This window comes from Microbulbifer sp. ALW1, assembly GCF_009903625.1.
In the GTDB taxonomy this organism is placed as follows: domain Bacteria; phylum Pseudomonadota; class Gammaproteobacteria; order Pseudomonadales; family Cellvibrionaceae; genus Microbulbifer.
In genome coordinates, this window is the sequence record NZ_CP047569.1 from 3,419,061 (window position 1) to 3,436,506 (window position 17,446).

14 protein-coding genes are annotated in these 17,446 nt (G+C 58.4%); 5 read left to right on the forward strand and 9 right to left on the reverse strand.

The annotated features are described in order from the left end of the window. Positions 1-33: 33 nt before the first annotated feature. The 6 genes from GRX76_RS14235 to GRX76_RS14260 all read right to left on the reverse strand — a co-directional run bounded on the left by GRX76_RS14235 (position 34) and on the right by GRX76_RS14260 (position 7,157). Positions 34-1,641, reverse strand: a complete 1,608-nt coding sequence (locus tag GRX76_RS14235; protein WP_236250377.1) for an aminotransferase class V-fold PLP-dependent enzyme — start codon at positions 1,639-1,641, stop codon at positions 34-36. Positions 1,642-1,804: 163 nt separating this feature from the next. Further along, positions 1,805-2,590, reverse strand: a complete 786-nt coding sequence (locus tag GRX76_RS14240) for a TatD family hydrolase (protein ID WP_160153922.1) — start codon at positions 2,588-2,590, stop codon at positions 1,805-1,807. 286 nt (positions 2,591-2,876) lie between these two features. Next, positions 2,877-3,752, reverse strand: a complete 876-nt coding sequence (locus GRX76_RS14245; RefSeq protein WP_160153923.1) for an SDR family oxidoreductase — start codon at positions 3,750-3,752, stop codon at positions 2,877-2,879. Continuing rightward, positions 3,749-4,759: an SDR family oxidoreductase gene (locus tag GRX76_RS14250; RefSeq protein ID WP_160153924.1), complete on the reverse strand. Its 1,011-nt coding sequence runs from the start codon at positions 4,757-4,759 to the stop codon at positions 3,749-3,751. Before GRX76_RS14250 ends, GRX76_RS14245 begins: the two co-directional genes overlap by 4 nt. Before the next feature lie 60 nt (positions 4,760-4,819). Continuing rightward, entirely contained in the window at positions 4,820-5,797 is a 978-nt protein-coding gene (locus tag GRX76_RS14255) for a bile acid:sodium symporter family protein (protein WP_236250378.1), read from the reverse strand. Positions 5,798-5,810: 13 nt separating this feature from the next. Beyond that, positions 5,811-7,157, reverse strand: coding sequence for an NAD(P)/FAD-dependent oxidoreductase (locus tag GRX76_RS14260; protein WP_160153925.1), 1,347 nt, complete (start codon positions 7,155-7,157; stop codon positions 5,811-5,813). Positions 7,158-7,351: 194 nt separating this feature from the next. Between GRX76_RS14260 and GRX76_RS14265 the strand changes: the two genes are divergently transcribed. Next, on the forward strand, positions 7,352-8,338 hold the full coding sequence (locus tag GRX76_RS14265; protein ID WP_160153926.1) for an AraC family transcriptional regulator: 987 nt from the start codon (positions 7,352-7,354) through the stop codon (positions 8,336-8,338). 98 nt (positions 8,339-8,436) lie between these two features. Continuing rightward, complete coding sequence (locus GRX76_RS14270) at positions 8,437-9,966, forward strand: helicase HerA-like domain-containing protein (RefSeq protein WP_160153927.1); 1,530 nt, start codon at positions 8,437-8,439, stop codon at positions 9,964-9,966. A gap of 145 nt (positions 9,967-10,111) precedes the next feature. Here GRX76_RS14270 and GRX76_RS14275 read toward each other — a convergent pair whose 3' ends face one another. Next, positions 10,112-10,633 carry a hypothetical protein gene (locus GRX76_RS14275; RefSeq protein ID WP_160153928.1) on the reverse strand — a complete coding sequence of 174 codons (522 nt, stop codon included), beginning with the start codon at positions 10,631-10,633 and terminating at the stop codon, positions 10,112-10,114. A gap of 245 nt (positions 10,634-10,878) precedes the next feature. On the opposite strand from GRX76_RS14275, the gene GRX76_RS14280 reads away from it, so the two are divergent. The 3 genes from GRX76_RS14280 to GRX76_RS14290 all read left to right on the forward strand — a co-directional run bounded on the left by GRX76_RS14280 (position 10,879) and on the right by GRX76_RS14290 (position 15,077). Further along, positions 10,879-11,454 (forward strand): hypothetical protein, encoded by a 576-nt coding sequence (locus GRX76_RS14280; protein WP_160153929.1) that lies wholly within the window; start codon positions 10,879-10,881, stop codon positions 11,452-11,454. 627 nt (positions 11,455-12,081) lie between these two features. Continuing rightward, positions 12,082-13,215 carry a M14-type cytosolic carboxypeptidase gene (locus GRX76_RS14285; RefSeq protein WP_160153930.1) on the forward strand — a complete coding sequence of 378 codons (1,134 nt, stop codon included), beginning with the start codon at positions 12,082-12,084 and terminating at the stop codon, positions 13,213-13,215. Between the two features lie 62 nt (positions 13,216-13,277). Then, positions 13,278-15,077 (forward strand): M28 family metallopeptidase, encoded by a 1,800-nt coding sequence (locus tag GRX76_RS14290; protein ID WP_160153931.1) that lies wholly within the window; start codon positions 13,278-13,280, stop codon positions 15,075-15,077. A 65-nt stretch (positions 15,078-15,142) separates the two neighbouring features. Here the strand turns inward: GRX76_RS14290 and GRX76_RS14295 are convergent, their stop codons facing one another. Then, positions 15,143-15,625 carry a phosphate-starvation-inducible PsiE family protein gene (locus tag GRX76_RS14295; RefSeq protein WP_236250379.1) on the reverse strand — a complete coding sequence of 161 codons (483 nt, stop codon included), beginning with the start codon at positions 15,623-15,625 and terminating at the stop codon, positions 15,143-15,145. Between the two features lie 92 nt (positions 15,626-15,717). Further along, positions 15,718-17,352 carry an AMP-binding protein gene (locus GRX76_RS14300; RefSeq protein ID WP_160153932.1) on the reverse strand — a complete coding sequence of 545 codons (1,635 nt, stop codon included), beginning with the start codon at positions 17,350-17,352 and terminating at the stop codon, positions 15,718-15,720. Between the last annotated feature and the right edge of the window lie 94 nt (positions 17,353-17,446).

Genomic DNA, 17,446 nt, shown 5'->3' on the forward strand with positions numbered 1-17,446 from the left:
CAAATCCTAGGCCCTAGTCCGCTAGCCCTAGCCTCAAGCCATCAAGGCAAACGCGCGCTCCAGCAGCGCACGAAAGCCGTTGCTGCGGGACTCGCTCAGTTGTTGCGCCAGCCCCAACTCCACAAACAGCGCTTCCACTTCCTCTTTATTTTGTGCCGCGAGATCTTTCCCGTTCAGCTGCGATAACAGCAGCGCACCCAGGCCTTTGACGATCCGGCTGTCACTGTCGAGGCCAAACCAGTGCTTACCGGCCTCACAGCGGTGCACCAGCCAGGCGCTAGATTCACAACCGCGCACCAGATTGGCGTCATTACGAATACTGGCTTTACTGGAGATCTGCTTGCCCCAGGCCATCAGGGTACGGTACCTGTCCTGCCAGTTCTGGCGGCTGCGCAGCAATTCCAGATCCAGCATCGAGAGGTCATCCACTACCCATTCCGACGCGCCAGATTCCGCCAGATTTTGGACTTCCAACGCAGCCGGAGCACTTCTGTCTTCGCGGTCGAGCTGCTGCACAAACTCTTCCACCGCAGCAACAAACTTGGCGACATCTTCCGCGTTATTGTACGCGGCCACCGAGGCCCGCAAGGTCGCGCTGTGACCGGCGGCGCGCATCAGCGGTTGCGCGCAGTGGTGCCCAACACGCACCGCAATATCCCGCCCATCCAACCACTGCATCAGATCGACTGCCGCACAGCGCGGATGGGTAAATGAGGCGATGCCGAGATTATTTTCCGCAATGCTCAGCAGGTTCAATTCAGGAATCTGCGACAAACCTGCATGTAAGTCTCGCAGCAGTTGTTGCTCATGAACGGCCATGGCCGTGCGATCCTGCGCGCTGAGAAACGCCATACAGGCGCCCAGTCCGGCGATCGCTGCCAGAGAGGAGGTTCCGGCTTCAAATTTGTGCGGAAGATCGGCGTAATGACTGGAGTAGAGATCCACATCTGCAATCATCTCACCGCCCCCCTGCCAGGGTGGCATCTGTTGCATTAATGCCTCGCGCCCGTATAAAAGCCCGACACCACTGGGGCCATAAAACTTGTGCGCTGAACAGACAAAAAAATCGCAGCCGATCGCCTGTACATCAATACGATCGTGCGCCGCCAACTGGGCACCATCCAGCACCCACACAAGATCCATGGAGGCAAGCGTATTACGCACTCGTTCCAGGTCCACCCGAAAACCGAGCGCATTCGACCCCGCGGTAACCGAGACAATTTTCGTGCGCTCATTCAACACTTCCGCCATGCGGTGGAACTGCGGGATACCGCGCTCGTCGGGCAAGTAGCGGATTTCCAGCCGGTAGCGTTCCGCCATCATTTGCCAGGGCACCAGATTCGCGTGGTGCTCGGCCGTCGTGAGCACAATTTCATCACCGGGCTGTAAGCCAGCGCAAAGACTGTTCGCCAGCAGGTTCAAGCCTTCGGTTGCCCCCCGGGTGAATATCACTTCCCGGGCACTGAGCGCGCCAAGAAATTCCGCTGCGGCGCTTCGGGTCTGCTCGACCATCGCCGTGGCCTTGCGGGCGAGACGGTGACTGGAGCGGTGCGTGTTCGCGTTACTGTGGCAATAAAAATCGGTAATCGCCTCAATAACACAGGCTGGTTTCTGTGTGGTCGCCGCGTTATCCAGATACACAAGGTCACGATTTTCCGCCTGACTAAACAGCGGAAATTGGGATTTGAATTTCTCTGGTGAAAATCGTTGGGGCGGGAAACTCACGGGCGATGACTCACAGGCAATGACTTACTGCAACAATGACGGAAAACAAAACTTCTGGTAACGGAAACACACACACCCCTCATATACCAAACAGCGCCCGGGCATTGTTACCAGTCTGAGCGATAACCGCCGCAGAAGTAATACCGCGCAAATCTGCCAGTGTGTCTGCCACTGCCGGCAAATATTCCGGACTATTGCGCTGCCCCTGGCGGCCCGCATGGGGCATATCGGGCGCATCGGATTCCAGCAGCAGGGATTCCAGCGGCATTGCCGCAAGCGCGGCACGGGTTTTGGCCGCACGGGGATAGGTGATGGTGCCACCCACCCCCAGATAAAAACCCAGTTTCCAGTATTCCTCGGCAATTTCCCGGCTGCCGCTAAAGGCATGGATCACACCACCGCACGGCAGGTAACACTGTTTCAACAGCCGGATGATTTCATTGTGCGCGCGCACGCAGTGAATAATCAGAGGCAATTTCAGCGCGGCGGCCGCCTCAATCTGGGCCTTAAACACCGGCAACTGCTCTGCCAGCGGTGTTTCAATATTGGCATCCAGGCCGCACTCACCCACCGCCACACAGCGATTGGCACCCGAGCGCTCCCGCCCTACCCGCTCGACAATGGCAGACGCCAGGCGCTCGGGCACAATGGCCAGATCTTTCACCCACCAGGGGTGGACACCCACTGCGCCATACCAGCCCGTCTGGGTGTTCACCAGCGCAAACAGATGTCGCCACTGGGGGATACTGACCCCCGGGATCACCATTCCCTGCACCCCCAACACCTCGCATCGTGCCCAAACCTGCTGGCGGTCAGCAGCAAAAGCATCGAAATCGAAATGACAGTGGCTGTCGATTAACGGCATAAAAGGGACGCAGTTGACGCGATGTATCCATCGAAACGGCCGCAGGAAAGCACAGTACTCTCCAAACCAGTAATTGAGGGGAATTTTAGGCCGAGTATCGCAGAATTGCGATGGGCGCCACTCGCTGACCAGCGAATGGCGAGGGTGAATAGCAGCGGGGAGAGAGCAGAACTGTCTGTGTGGAAAGCGCTCCGCGCAGAGAACACGCAGAGAACACGCGGAGAACGATGGGAAACCAGCCACTGCCCGTATGACCGCGGGCAGCACACTCGATTTAGTCAGCGCATCAATTGGCTTGGTTGGCCAGCTTGCGACCCTCTTCCAGCTCGACCTGGAAGTTTTTCACCATCTGCCGCAGGAACAGCCCCGGGGCCAGCTTGTAGAGATAGGCCCCCAACAGGCTCTTATCCCGGGGAAACAATCGCTCTTTCCCTGCCGCCAAAGCCTGCACAATCTTCCCCGCCATCCAGGCCGCACTGCGTACCTGCCCGATAGTGCTCTGGGCGTGCTGCGCGCGGCCGCCATCCCCCGAAAGGGCGTTGCTATCAATGTTGGTCGCCACAAAGCTCGGGTAAACCATCAATACCCTGACGCCCTGCTCGCGCACTTCTTCGCGAAAGGTTTCAAAATACTGGTGCAGTGCACTTTTAGCGGCGCAGTAACCCGCCCGGCCCAAAACCGGCATCCAGCCCGCCATAGAGCTGATATTGACCACGCAACCACCGGCCGCGCGCAACTGCGGCATCAATCCTTGCGCCAGCTCCACCGGCGCGTGGTAATCCACGGCCATGACACGGCGGATGACCGCTTTGTCGGTCTGCGTCGACAGGCTGCGGTGGGTGATACCCGCGTTATTCACCAGTAGATCCACCCGCGGGTAAAGCACCCGCAAGCGATCGCACAGTGCAGCAACGGACTGCTCACAGGAGAGATCGGCAAAAAAGATATCGGCATCAATATCCTGTGCCTCCAGCTCTCTCGCCCTTGCCGCCAGCGCCTCTTCATCGACGTCCACCAGGCCAAAGCGGATAGGTCCGCCACCCTGGTGCGATTTCACCAGCGCCTGCACCAGCGCCCAACCGAGTCCGCCGGCGGCACCAGTGACCACGAATACACGCACGCTATTCGCCGGGGGAGCCTGGCATTCAGATGGCACCGTCATACCTCCACTCCCGCCGAATCAGCGACCGACACCAATGGCAGCTCGGCCTGCAGCGGAGTACAGCGGGTCAAATCCACGTCGACACCCAGCGCTTCCCGCGCAAAAAAGGCGAAGGTTTCCGCAGACGTTTTCTGCGGTATGTAGCCCAGGTCTTCCTTGAGGCTGGTGTTTAACAGTACCGGGCGATACTGCAGGAACATCACCTGCGCCGGCTGCACATTCCCAAGGCGCAACTTGAAACTGATACCCAGCAACAACTTCAGTAACCACACCGGTGGCCGGAGGCGCGGCTTGCCCAGCAAGTGGGCGATTTGCGCCGGTGTCAGTGCGCCGTCGCCGGCCAGGTTGTATATGCCCGCCGCGCTGCGTACCACACCGAACTCAATCGCCCGGATGACATCCTGGTCCCAGATGAACACAAACGGTGAATTGTGGCCGCCGGGGTCGAGAATGGCTCGCCCGGAAAACAGCTCGCTGATTTTGCTGTTGGTCGTTGCACCGATAATGGAACAGGGCCGGAAGATCAATTGCTTCAGCTGGGGATGCTTGTGGCGGTATTCCGCCAGCATCTCCTCGACCAGGCGCTTGTGGTCGGAGTAGGCGAATTCCGGGTTGCCCCGCAACAGGTGGGTTTCCTCGAGCCAGGGTGCATTGTCGGCGTGGTAACCATAGGCGGCGCCACTGCTGGTCAGGGTCAGGTGCTCAACGCCCGCACTCACACAGGCATCCAGCAGGTTGCGGGTTCCCTCGACGTCGATGCGGTATTCACGCTCGCGGTCACGTCCCGGCGAAACGACAGACGCCAGGTGCACCACATGGGTAATCCGCTCGGCGCGCATCAGCTCCGCCAGCGCGGCATCACAGATGTCCATCACAAACAGCGGAAAGGCAACTTCCCGCTGCTGTATATCCACGCCGACAACCGACATCGCCTCGCTCAGCAACGCCCCCAGCTGGCTCCCCACGTAACCGGCTGCGCCGGTAATCAATACCCGTTTATCACTCATTACTACTGCTCTTATTATTTTGCACGCGCCCGCACTGTCCGCGGCACTGCGAATGTTCGCCTACTGCGATTTGGAAACGCCCGCGGCGGGGCTGGCCAGTGGCGCAATCGATTTGCGCTGGCTGAAGTTCCAGTAGCCCGCGAGGCAGAGCCCCGACACCAGGTGCCAAACGCCCCAGAAACCGGCGATCACCAGCATTTCACCGGCGCCCGGATAGAAGGTAAACAGAATCGCCAGGGCCAACCCCGAATTCTGGATCCCCACCTCCATGGTCACGGCGCGGCGATCCCCCTGGGGCAACCCCGTGGCGCGACTGGCAAGATCCCCAATCAGGAATGCCAGGGCATTGTGCGCAATCACCAGCACCAGCACCGAACCCGCGATCTGTACCGCGGTCTGCCAGTGCTTGCTAAAAGAGAGCACTACAAATAGCAGGAACACCAGTAGTGAGGCGGTACGGAAGTAGCGTTCACTGCCTTCGGCAAAGCGGGGAAAACGCGCTCCAACCAGCATCCCCAGCGCCATGGGCAGCGCCAGCACCAATACCACCATCAGCACCATATTTTCAGCCGGCAGGGCGATTGCCTGCAGGGCTTCACGGGTGTGGGGGTTGAGGCTGCCGTAGAGGGCGAAATTGAAGGGTGTCATCACCACCGCGGCAAGGCTGGAAATGGCGGTCATGCTGACGGATGTGGCCACATTGGCGCGGCCAATCCAGGTCATCACATTGGAAAAGGTCCCTCCGGGGCAGCAGGACACCAGAATCATGCCCAGAGCCAGGCCAGGACTGATATCCAGCGCCCAGGTGGCCAGGCAGGTGATGGCCGGCAGCAGCAGAAACTGTGCCACCAGGCCGGTGACCGGAGCCACCGGACGGCTCAGTACCCGGCGGAAATCCGCGGTGCGCAGCCCCAGGGATACCCCGAACATCATAAAAGCCAGAATTGCGTTCAGGGCGATCAGGGCAGCGGGCGACATCTGGAAACTGTCCAGGGAGCTGCTGAGAGAAGCAGTGACTACAGGGTTCAAATCGTTCATGGTCCTGGCGACCTCAAGGGGCCGCGGCGGCCGGATTGGCTGAAAAACGTTCAGTATCCGCAACCGAGTAGTCTTTCAGCAAGTCCCGAGTGTGACCGGTCAGTGCCTTCAGGTAGGTATCTTTGTGTACGTAATACGCCATGCGCTCAAGCTTCAGGTATTGCATGCCACCGTCGGCACGGCTGCCGGCCTCGGCGCGCTTGACCTGCTTGAGCTTGCGCGCGGATTCCGCACCGGCCGCCAGTTGCTTGATGTACAGGGCCACCATTTCCGCCTGGCGGTTACGCCCTTCCCATCCGAGACCCGCAGCCTCCACCATGCCCATCAGGAAGAGATTGTCGTATTCCGGGTGGAAGACGTTCAGGTACAGACGCGGCGCAAATTCGTCCCAGTTCAACTGGTCGCGATCAATAAACGGGTAGTGCAGCTTGTAACCGGTCGCCATCAGAATCAGGTCGTACTCGCCGCTGCTGCCATCGGTGAAGGTCACCCTGTGGCCGTCGACTTCCGAAATATCCTTGCGCGCCTTGATATCCCCATGACCGATATGGTGCAGGATCAGAGAGTTGATCACCGGATGGGATTCAAACATTTTGTAATCCGGCTTGGGCAGGCCGTACTGCTCCGGTGTCCCGAGCATGAACTTCGACAGGGCCGCACTGATACGCTGCTGGATAAAGCGCGGCAGCTTGACCTTGCCGCCCACAGCGTCGGTCGCCTTGCCGCCGATAAACTTTGGCAGGAAGTAATAGCCCCGGCGCAAGCTGATATCCACGCTGGCCGCACGGTGTGCCGCATCAACGGCGATATCCGCTCCACTGTTGCCACAGCCGACCAACAACACCCTTTTACCGTCAAAGATGGTCGGATCGCGGTAATCGGATGAGTGCAACAGCTCGCCGGCAAAATCCCCCGGCAGTTTCGGCATATTCGGATGGTGCAAAGTCCCGTTGGCGATCAGCAAGCCACCGAAGGTGCGGGTCTGTTCCTCTCCATTACAGCGAGTGGTAATCTGCCAGTCATCTCCTGACCGCTCACAGTGCAGCACCTCGGTGCCAAACTCGTAGTGACGGTAGAGGTCGAACTTCTGCGCGTAGGCCTGAAAGTATGCTTTCAGCTCACTGTGATGGGGGAAAAGTGCCACCTCGTCTGCCATGGGGAATTCGGCAAACTCGGTCATTTTTTTGGACGAGATCAGGTGCGCGGATTCGTACATGGTGCTGGTGGGACTGTCGATATCCCACAGGCCGCCCACATCGCTGTGGATCTCAAAGCCCACACAAGGGATTCCGTGCTTGCTCAGATTGCGTACACTGCACAGCCCCATGGGGCCGGCACCAATAACGGCGAAGGGTTTCATTATTCTTCTCCCAGTTCGAGTCTGCCGGTTGAGCAACAGTGACGTTAATCGCCGGCCGCAGTCAATCACACGGCGCTCCCGGATTAAAATCCCGTGACTCACTTGCCAATTCACGTTGGCGTTCAATATAACGTGACAACAGAAAGCACCGTCGTCATAATCGGGCAGTATCTGGTTAATTTCGGACAGCGATTTTGAACAAAGCCGACAGCAGAAGCGTCACTTTAAGCTATACCCGGGCAATTATAAGCGCTCTCGAGCGCCTGCAGCTCACACTCCCACCTGAGGCCAAGCAGCTCCTGACCTCCATTAACGAGGAGCAGCGGGTACCCATGCAGGTGCAGGAGGAGATTTGGCTGGCAGTCCAGGAGGCACACCCGGACCCCCTCCTCGGCATTCGCCTCGGCCAGGCGATGCAGGGCAGCCAGATGGGACTGGTGGGTTACCTGCTGATGACCCAGAAAAATCTCGGTGCAGCCCTCGAGCAATTGCTGATCTACCACCCGTTACTGGGGGAAGGTGGCCAGTTTGAAATGCGCCGCGGCAGCTTTTATGTAGAACTCTGTTACCGACCCAACTATCTGCGCTGCGCACGTTTGCGGGTGGAAACCGTGCTGTCGATCTGCCTGGCCCAGGCCCGCGCCATGACCGGCCGCGAATTCAACCCCCAGAGCGTACAGTTCGCCTACCCCACCCCCTCACTGGCGGTACAACAGCAGTACCAGCAATTATTACAGGCGCCGGTACAGTTCAACGCGGAAGCATCCGGTATCCGCCTGCGTCCGCAGGACCTGGAAATCCCCCTGGTCGCCGCCGACCGACAGGTAATGGCAAGACTGAAGCCGGAAGCCGACGCGCTCCTCAAGGCACTCACCAGCAAGAGCCTGCAGCTGCGGGTGGCGCATTTACTGCAACAGGAGCCACAGCTGAGCCGGGAACAGGTAGCAGAACAGCTGTGCATCAGCCCGCGACACCTGGGCCGCAAGCTACTGGAAGAAAACGCCAGTTTCCGCGCCATACAGGATGAGGTGCGCAGCCACTACGCCTGCCAGTGGTTGCGGGAAGGTGAGAAAACCAACGTGGATATCGCGGCGGCGCTGGGCTATTGCGATGAAAGCGCCTTCGGCAAAGCCTTCCGGCGCTGGACCGGCCTCTCCCCCAAGGCGTTTAAAAACCGCTGAGTCAACGCCTGGGGACAGGCCCGCCAGGAATCGCTGACCTAAAGTTAGGTGGTAGCGCCGGGGGAACACCCGGCAAGACCTGCCCACAGGAAGATTCCATGTCCGCGCCGCCCGACGCCAAACTGTCCCAGCAGTCCAAACAGGCCCCGGAGGCACAATCGCCAATAGTACTGGGGCTAGACCCTGCAGCCAGCTTTCCCCCGAACACACCGGCCCCAGACACCCCGGCCCCAGGCAGCCCGGCACCAGCGGTGTTACTGCCGCAAATGCTCAGCCGCCACGGCATCATTTGCGGTGCCACCGGCACCGGAAAAACCGTGACCCTGCGCTATCTGGTTGAACAATTGCGTGAGCGAGGCATCGCCACCCTGGTGACCGACCTCAAAGGTGACCTCAGCGGCCTCGGCGCGGCCGGCGGCGACAGCGACAAAGTGCAGCAGCGCCTGTCACTCTTTGGTCTGGACCAACACTATTACCGGGCCTTCCCTCTCAACCTCTGGGGCCACGGCGGCCTGCCCATGCGTACCACACCCAGTGAACTGGGGCCGGAATTGATCGGGCGTATGCTGCAATTGAATGCAAACCAGCAGGGACTGTTGCAGCTGCTATTTCACATCGCCGACCAGCAGGGATTACTGCTACTCGACTGGAAAGACCTGCTCGCGCTGATCAACTACGCCGACCTGAATCGCAAAGCGCTACTGCCGGAGTACGGCACCATCTCTCCCGCCAGCCTAGGGGCGATAAAGCGCAAGTTCCTGGCACTGCAGACCCAGGGCGCCGACACCCTCTTCGGAGAGCCGGCCCTGGATCTCAACGACCTGATCCAAAGCGATCACATTCACCTGCTGGACGCCAGTGATATGCAGCCCGCGGTGTACAGCATTCTGCTGCTCTGGCTGCTGGCAGAGCTCTACGAAAACCTGCCGGAAACCGGCGATAGCGCACTGCGTTTGGTTCTGTTTTTTGACGAGGCGCATTTGCTGTTTGACGACTTGCCGAAAACACTCCGCGGAGAAGTGGAACAAATCGTCAAGCTCATCCGCTCCAAGGGCGTGGGCATTTTTTTCATCACCCAGAATCCCCTGGATATTCCCGAGGACATACTGGCCCAGCTCGGCAACCGGATACAGCACGCCCTGCGCGCCTACACCCCCAACGAGCAGCGTGCAGTCAAGGCCGCCGCTAACAGCTTTCGCGCCAAGCCGCACATGGATACCGCGAAAATCATCGGTGAGTTAGGCGTCGGTGAAGCGCTGGTATCCTGCCTGGACGACAACGGCGTGCCGTCACCGGTAGCGCGAGTGCTAATCCACCCACCGGCCAGCCGGCTGTCACCGCTCAACGAGCGAGAACGGGCCGCGTTATTGAAAGCCTCACCACTGAAACCGAAATACGCCCAGAAACTGGATCGGGAATCGGCCTATGAACAGTTGCAGCAACGCCGCGCACAGCTGGAAAAGGCCGGGAAATCCGTAGAGAAGGAAAACCGCCCCGCCAAGAAAGCAACGACGCCGCCAGGTGCATTGGAGAAATCGTTTAACCGGATGGCCACCAGCTTCGGGCGTCAGGTGGGACGAGAGCTGATGCGGGGGTTGATGGGCGCCCTCACCGGGCGCAAACGCTAGCCGTGACGACGAAAAAACTGCGTTAAATTTGGCACCGCCGGAGGCTGGGACTTCCGTAGCTGGGCGTAGCGACGCATTGCGTGCGCCGCCAGCCCAGACAGCAGAGATGAGCACCCAGAACAGGGCTTCTTCTCGATCGCGTGTGTTAGCGGGCTACTGTAGCCTGCTCTTGCGTGCGGGCCTGTTGCAGCGCAGCCAGGTCCTGCAGCCACAAAATATCCGCTACCGCCACGCGCTGGCCGGTAACACGGGCCAGGGCGCTGGTGACCTGATCCAGTTTCTGCGCATCGGACTCATTTGCGTCAAAGCCCTGCTCACCGGTTACCGCCTCCAGGGGCAGCTCAATCCAGGCCTGGCCGTTCTGGTCGATCACCGGCTTGCCGTCTCTTTCCGGCGCGTCCACCGCGGTCAGGTGGCGATCAATGGCTGAGCTACCACCGGCAGGCAGGTAAATGGTGCCGTTAGTGAAGTCCACCGCAAAGGCCACTATACCGGGCAGAATACCGAACAACAGGCCGGCACCGTCCAGAATCACCACCACCGGATCCACCCGGCCACCAGACTGCCCTTTGCGCTCGGGGTAAAGGAAATAGCCACAGGCCGTCAGGTTCAACAGCAGGGTCAACAGGCAGGAAGCGGCAATACCGCGTTTGATGGATGATTTCATAATTTTTATTCCTCAGGTATTCCGATAGATGGCGGCAAGAATACCCGATTTGCCATCAGCGCCGAAAGTGGCGCCAATTGTATCTTTGTGCACCAGGTCGCAGGCTTTGCCGAATATCGCCGGTATTCTCACTGTGATCTGGCGAAGCAGCCCCCGGCCAGCCATAACCTCCGCGCAATCCCGGGTGATTTTCATCCACCACTGCACAAGAGGAAATCAAGTTGGGGCCCAACGGAGAAACAATCATGCCTTCTTTCCTGCGCTTCAGTGCCCTGGTTCTTATTTTGGGGCAGGCCGTGCTGTTAGCCTCCTGCGCCGCTCCCGGTCAGACCCGCGATGAACAGCGTCAGCACATCCAACAGACCGAACGCCAGGTGCTTGACGAGCTCTACCGCCTTAAGCCAGACCTGCGCAGCGATCTCGCCCGCGCTCCGGGGTATGCCGTATTCAGCAACGTCAACGTCAACCTGTTGTTTGCCAGCGCTTCCACTGGCTACGGGGTCGCAGTCGGCAAGTCCGGTGAACGCACCTATATGAAAATGGGTGAAGTGGGTGTCGGCCTCGGGCTCGGGGTGAAGGACTTCCGCGCTCTGTTTGTTTTCGATTCTCCCGAAGTAATGAACCGTTTTGTGGAACACGGCTGGTCTTTCGGCGGCCATGCGGATGCCGCCGCCAAGGCACAGGACAAAGGTGTTGCCGTTGGCGGTGAAGTAGTGGCAGATGGCATGCGTGTCTACCAGCTGACAGAAAGCGGCGTCGCACTGCAGGCCACCCTCAAAGGTACCAAGTACTGGAAAGATGGTGAGCTGAACTTTGATTGAACCGCTGAGTGAACTGCGGATTGAACCGCGGATTCAGCCACCACCAATCGCACCCAGGCACGCATTGGCACTACCTGTATAAACTGTCTAAAAGGTAATCGTTTTTACGCCAAGTTTCTGTTTTGGACCCGGCCTCAGCAAATGCCTGCCTAAACTTTAAACAGCACCTGCTGAGGAATGTCAGGGAGCAGTAAAACGTTTCTGTTGGTGCAGTAGTGGAAAGCACCGCGCAGCGACCGGGGCAGTGAGAAGTCGTCATTGGTCAGACGCCAGAAATTTTAGGGAGCAGTAGTCTCAGCAGGTGCCGCCATGGAATGGCAGAGGCGCGGCGTTCGTATGAGCGTCGCGCCTTTTTAATTTCCGACATGTTATTTCCTGCTTTTTCTGGCTGTCACCCTGCCGGATAAACACACCCACAAATACAGCGCCACCAATCTTCTCACAACGCACAGCGTCAAAATTTTGTTCTCATAAAGTCGCAACCAGCAGTGATTTCCTTCAAGCTGTCGTGGACTATCCTGTTTTTTTGACTCGAAGCTGTATCCTAAAGCCAGCACAAACGTCACTGATTTCAACGTTAACCACTTTCTCAATCACTTCCGCCCAAGATTACTGTGGAGCTCACGCATGCACATCAGCAGCGCCTTTGACAGCGGCAACATCAAAGTCATCAATAAAAACAGCAGCCCAATCGAACTGGCCATCCGAATCGACAACCAGTCGGACTTTTACCAGTGGTTCCACTTTCGCCTCGAAGGTGAAGTAGGCAAATCCTATCCGCTGCGAATTGCCAACGCTGGCAAGGCCGCCTATCCGGAAGGCTGGGAAAACTACCGGGTTTGCGCTTCCTACGACCGCCACAATTGGTTCCGCATCGATGCCGAATATGACGGCAAGGTACTCGATTTTACCGTTGAGCTGGATCAGCCAGGCATCTACCTCGCATACTTTGCGCCCTACTCCTGGGAGCGCCACCTGGACCTGCTGGCCTGGGCCCAATCCGACGAGCGGGTAGCGGTTGAGACCCTGGGGCAGACCCTGGACGGGCGCGATATGACCCTCCTCACCATCGGCAACCCGAAAATGGCCAAGCGCAAGGTATGGATGATTGCCCGCCAGCACCCCGGGGAATCCATGGCGGAGTGGTTTGTTGAAGGCTTTCTGGAAACCCTGCTGGAAGAATCCAACCCCAACGCGCTCAGCCTGTTGCAAGACACGGTATTTTACGTAGTGCCGAACATGAACCCCGACGGCAGTGTACGAGGCCACCTGCGCACCAACGCCGCTGGCGCCAACCTGAACCGGGAGTGGCAATCGCCCAGCATGGAACGCAGCCCGGAGGTCTACCTGGTACGGGAACGTATGCTCGCTACCGGCGGCGATATGTTCCTCGATATTCACGGCGACGAAGCCCTGCCCTTCAATTTTGTCGCCGCCTGTGAAGGCATTCCCGGCTACGACGAGAAACATGCTGCACTGGAAAACACCTTCAAGCAGGCGTTTGAAAAAGTCAGCCCGGACTTCCAGACCGAGCACGGCTACCCGCTGGACAAACCCGGCGAAGCCAATATGACGGTGGGAACCAACTGGTGTGGCCATCAGTTCCGCACCCTGGCCCTCACACTCGAAATGCCATTCAAGGATAACGACCAGCTGCCAGACCCGGTTGAAGGGTGGTCACCGGCACGCTGCCGCCAGCTTGCGCGGGACATGCTGTTCCCGATCCGTGAAACCCTCAGCGTGATGAATAAGGCAGATTAACGCACGCAGCGCTGACGCACTGAAATCAACCAACACATATAAAACCAACAAAAGGAAACCCCATGCACCTGCCAACCCATTGGCGAAGACTGGCGCTACCGCTGGCCTTTTCCGGACTGGCCGCCATCAGCGGCTGCAGCAAAGACAGCAACACCCAGGCTCCTGCCACCGCCACTCCGGTGGAGCAGTCCAGTGAACGAGAAGCGCCGGCGGCAAAAGACATGCCGACCGCCGAGGTGATCAACAAGCCCACCCTGAGCGACGCGGAACAAACCGAAGTGGCAGAGATGGCGAAAGATCTGCACAGCCACATCGCGGTACTGGCCTCCGACAAATTCCAGGGCCGCGCCCCCGCCACCGAGGGTGAGGAACTGACGGTCAATTACCTGGCCGACGAATTCAAGAAACTCGGCCTGCAGCCAGGCGCGACCGACGACCAGGGCCAGCCCAGCTGGTTCCAGCAGGTGCCGGTGGTCGAGATGCAGATCGAAAGCACCCCGCTGGAGATCAAGGGCGAGAACTTCGACAAATCCCTGCAGCCGCTGACCGACATGGTGGCGTTTACCCAGCATCAGATCCCCGAGAGCCAGCTGAAAGACAGCCCTCTGGTTTTTGTGGGTTACGGTATTGTCGCCCCTGAAAACGACTGGAACGATTACGCGGGCCTGAATATGCAAGGCAAGACCGCGGTTATCCTGGTGAACGATCCCGGTTACGCCACCCAGGACAAGAACCTGTTCAATGGCAACGCCATGACCTACTACGGCCGCTGGAGCTACAAGTTCGAAGAAGCCGCGCGCCAGGGTGCGGAAGGCGCCATCATCATCCACGAAACCGGCGCCGCTGGTTATCCCTGGGAAGTGGTCAGTGGCAGCTGGTCCGGCGCCCAGATCAGCCTCGCGGCGGACGACAAGAATGCCGACCGGGTTGCGGTTGAGTCCTGGATTACCGGCGATGCCGCCAAGGCACTGTTTTCCGCCGCTGGCCTGGACCTGACCCAGGAAATGAACGCCGCCAAGCAGAAAGGCTTCCAACCCAAGCCGCTTAACCTGACAGCCAGCATTGACCTGAAAAGCAAGGTGCGCACCTCCAACTCCCGCAATGTGGTGGCCAAGGTGCCCGGCAGCAAATATCCCGACGAAGCCGTGATCTACACCGCGCACTGGGATCACCTCGGTGTAAACGATAACGCCGAAGGCCAGGACCACGTGTTTAACGGCGCCGTCGATAACGCCACCGGCACTGCCGGCCTGTTGGCCATGGCACGCCAGGTCGCCAAGCTGCCCCAGGCCCCCGAGCGCTCCATGGTGTTCGTTGCGGTAACCGCCGAAGAATCCGGTCTGCTGGGCTCCAAATACTACGCGGAAAAACCGGTAGTCCCCCTGGAGAAAACCGTAGCCGGTATCAACTTCGATGCCATGGGCGTGCTCGGCCCCATGCGCGATGTGATTGTGGTGGGCTACGGCAACAGTGAGCTCGAGAAAATGCTGGAAGCCGCTGCGGCCAAACAGGGACGTTACCTGGCACCGGAAGACCACCCGGAGCGCGGTTACTTCTACCGCTCAGATCACTTCAGCCTGGCCAAGAAAGGCGTGCCCATGCTGTATTTTGACTCCGGCACCGACAGCTTCGAACACGGCCGCGAGTGGGCACAAAAGAAAGGTGAGGAATATACTGCCCACGCCTATCACAAGCCCGGTGACGAGTATGACCCCCAGTGGAACCTGGAGGGGGCTGCGCTGGACCTGGCCTTGGGCCTGGATCTCGGCCTGGCGCTCGCCAACAGCCGCGACTGGCCCAACTGGTACCAGGGTAACGAGTTCCGCGCGATTCGCGACAAAAGCGCAAACACTCGCAAGTAACTCCCTACCCGCACACAAAAAAGCCCGGAATTTCCGGGCTTTTTTGTGTATTCCAGACAGACTACCTACTTCGCCGGCTCCCGTCGTTCTTTTTTCGCCACCAGCCAATAGGTCACCCCCAGAGACAGGGTGACGACGCCGATGCCGAGAATGTACATGACGTCGATATCGTCCAGATCCATCACAATCACTTTCCGCGCAATTGCCATCAGTGCCGTAGCCAGCACCAACTGCACCGGTATGACATTGGTCCCCAGGTACAGCCGGATATTCACGAAAATCTCGATCGCAATCAGTACCAGCATAAAGGCACCGAACACATCAAAGAGGTCATTGTGATCCAGCAAGAAAACCGGTGGCGTGGATAAGCGCTGGTACATCACCAACACCACATCCGCTACAGCCCACAAAATGACCAGCGCCATCAGGATTGCCAGCACTCGCACCGAACTTCTGATAGCCACATGCAGCATGCGGACCAGAGGATCCTCGTGCTCCTTTGGCAGCTCGTCGTGTATCAGCTCATGGGGATTGTGTTTTTCGTCCATATCGCGCCTCTGATTAACTCAGTTACTTATAGCGCAATCAGAGCCGTTGCGAGCAGGCACAAAAAAGCCCGCTAGTTGCGGGCTTTTTCTTATCAGGCCGGTGTGGCCTCGACTTTCTTCAGTTCCTCGTCGCGCAATTCGCGGCGGAGAATTTTGCCAACGTTGGTTTTTGGCAGATCCTCGCGGAATTCGATATTTTTAGGCACCTTGTAGGCCGTCATATTCTCGCGACAGTAGCTCACCACTTCTTCTGCAGTAAGAGAGTCGTCGGCTTTCACCACAAACAGCTTCACGGTCTCGCCACTGCGTTCATCGGGAATGCCGACGGCCGCAGCCTCGGTTACTTTCGGGTGGGCGCTGACGATGTCTTCGATTTCGTTCGGGTAAACATTGAAGCCGGAAACGATGATCATGTCTTTCTTACGATCGACAATTTTGATGTAGCCGTCATCCTGGATCACTGCCATATCGCCGGTTTTCAGCCAGCCTTCGGAATCGATGGTATCGGCAGTGGCTTCCGGGCGCTCCCAGTAACCTTTCATTACCTGCGGGCCGCGAACACACAACTCACCCGGGGTATTGTTCGGCAAGTCGTTGCCATTCTCATCGGTAACCTTGACCTCGGTACCGGGTACCGCAATACCGACGGTGCCAAGTTGAACCGCATCGGCGGGGTTGAAAGAGACAACCGGGGAGGTTTCCGTCATGCCGTAACCTTCGGTCACGACGCAGCCGGTCATCTGCTCCCACTTTTCAGCCGTTGCACGAGTCAACGCCATGCCGCCGGAACAGGTAGTGTGCAGTTTGCTGAAATCGAGATCGGCAAAACCCGGCGTGCGCATCAGGCCATTAAACAGAGTGTTAAGCCCCACAAAACCGGTGAAGCGCTTGCCCTTCAGGGATTTCACGAAACCCGGCATATCCCGCGGATTGGGAATCAGCAGCGAGTGGTTACCGGTGGTGAGTAAGCACATGCAGTGAATGGTAAAGGCGTAAATATGGTAGAGCGGCAGAGGCGAAATATAGTACTCCTCGCCTTCCTTCATGGAATCACCCAGCGCTTCACGCACCTGCTCCATGTTCGCGACCAGATTGCGGTTGGTCAGCATTGCACCTTTGGCGACGCCGGTTGTACCACCGGTGTACTGGAGTACCGCGATATCTTCCGGTGAACGCTGTACATCCTGGTGCGATTTGGCAGCGCCCGCAGACAAGGCCTCGCGGAAATCAACGCGATTGGCGAAGCTGAATTCCGGCACCATTTTCTTGATGTATTTGGCAACGCTGTTAATCAGCAGGCGTTTGACCGGCGGGTGTAAATCGGCAATTTCAGAAACAATAACCTGCTCTACGCTGGTCTCGGGAATGACTGCCGATGCGGTATCCGCAATGTTCGCCAGCACCACCAGTGCCTTGGCGCCGGAGTCATTCAGCTGGTGCTTGAGCTCCCGCTGTGTGTACAGCGGATTGGTGTTGACGACTGTCAGACCTGCGCGCAGCGCACCGAAGACGACAACCGGGTACTGCAGCACATTTGGCAATTGCACCGCGATGCGGTCACCGGGCTTCAGATTGGTATTGTTCTGGAGATAGGAGGCGAAGTTGGCGCTGAGTCGGTCGATATCACCAAGGCTCAGAGTATGCCCCAGGCAGGTAAATGCCGGCCGGTCTGCGTATTTGGCCGTGGCACTGGTAAACACGTCGAGAATACTGCGATCGATGTCCAACTTATTTCTCCCAATCTGTTGTTTTTGTGGTGATGTCCGCCAGCGCGACCAACACCTGATACCCGGGATTATCGTTCAAGTTACAGACTGAAGA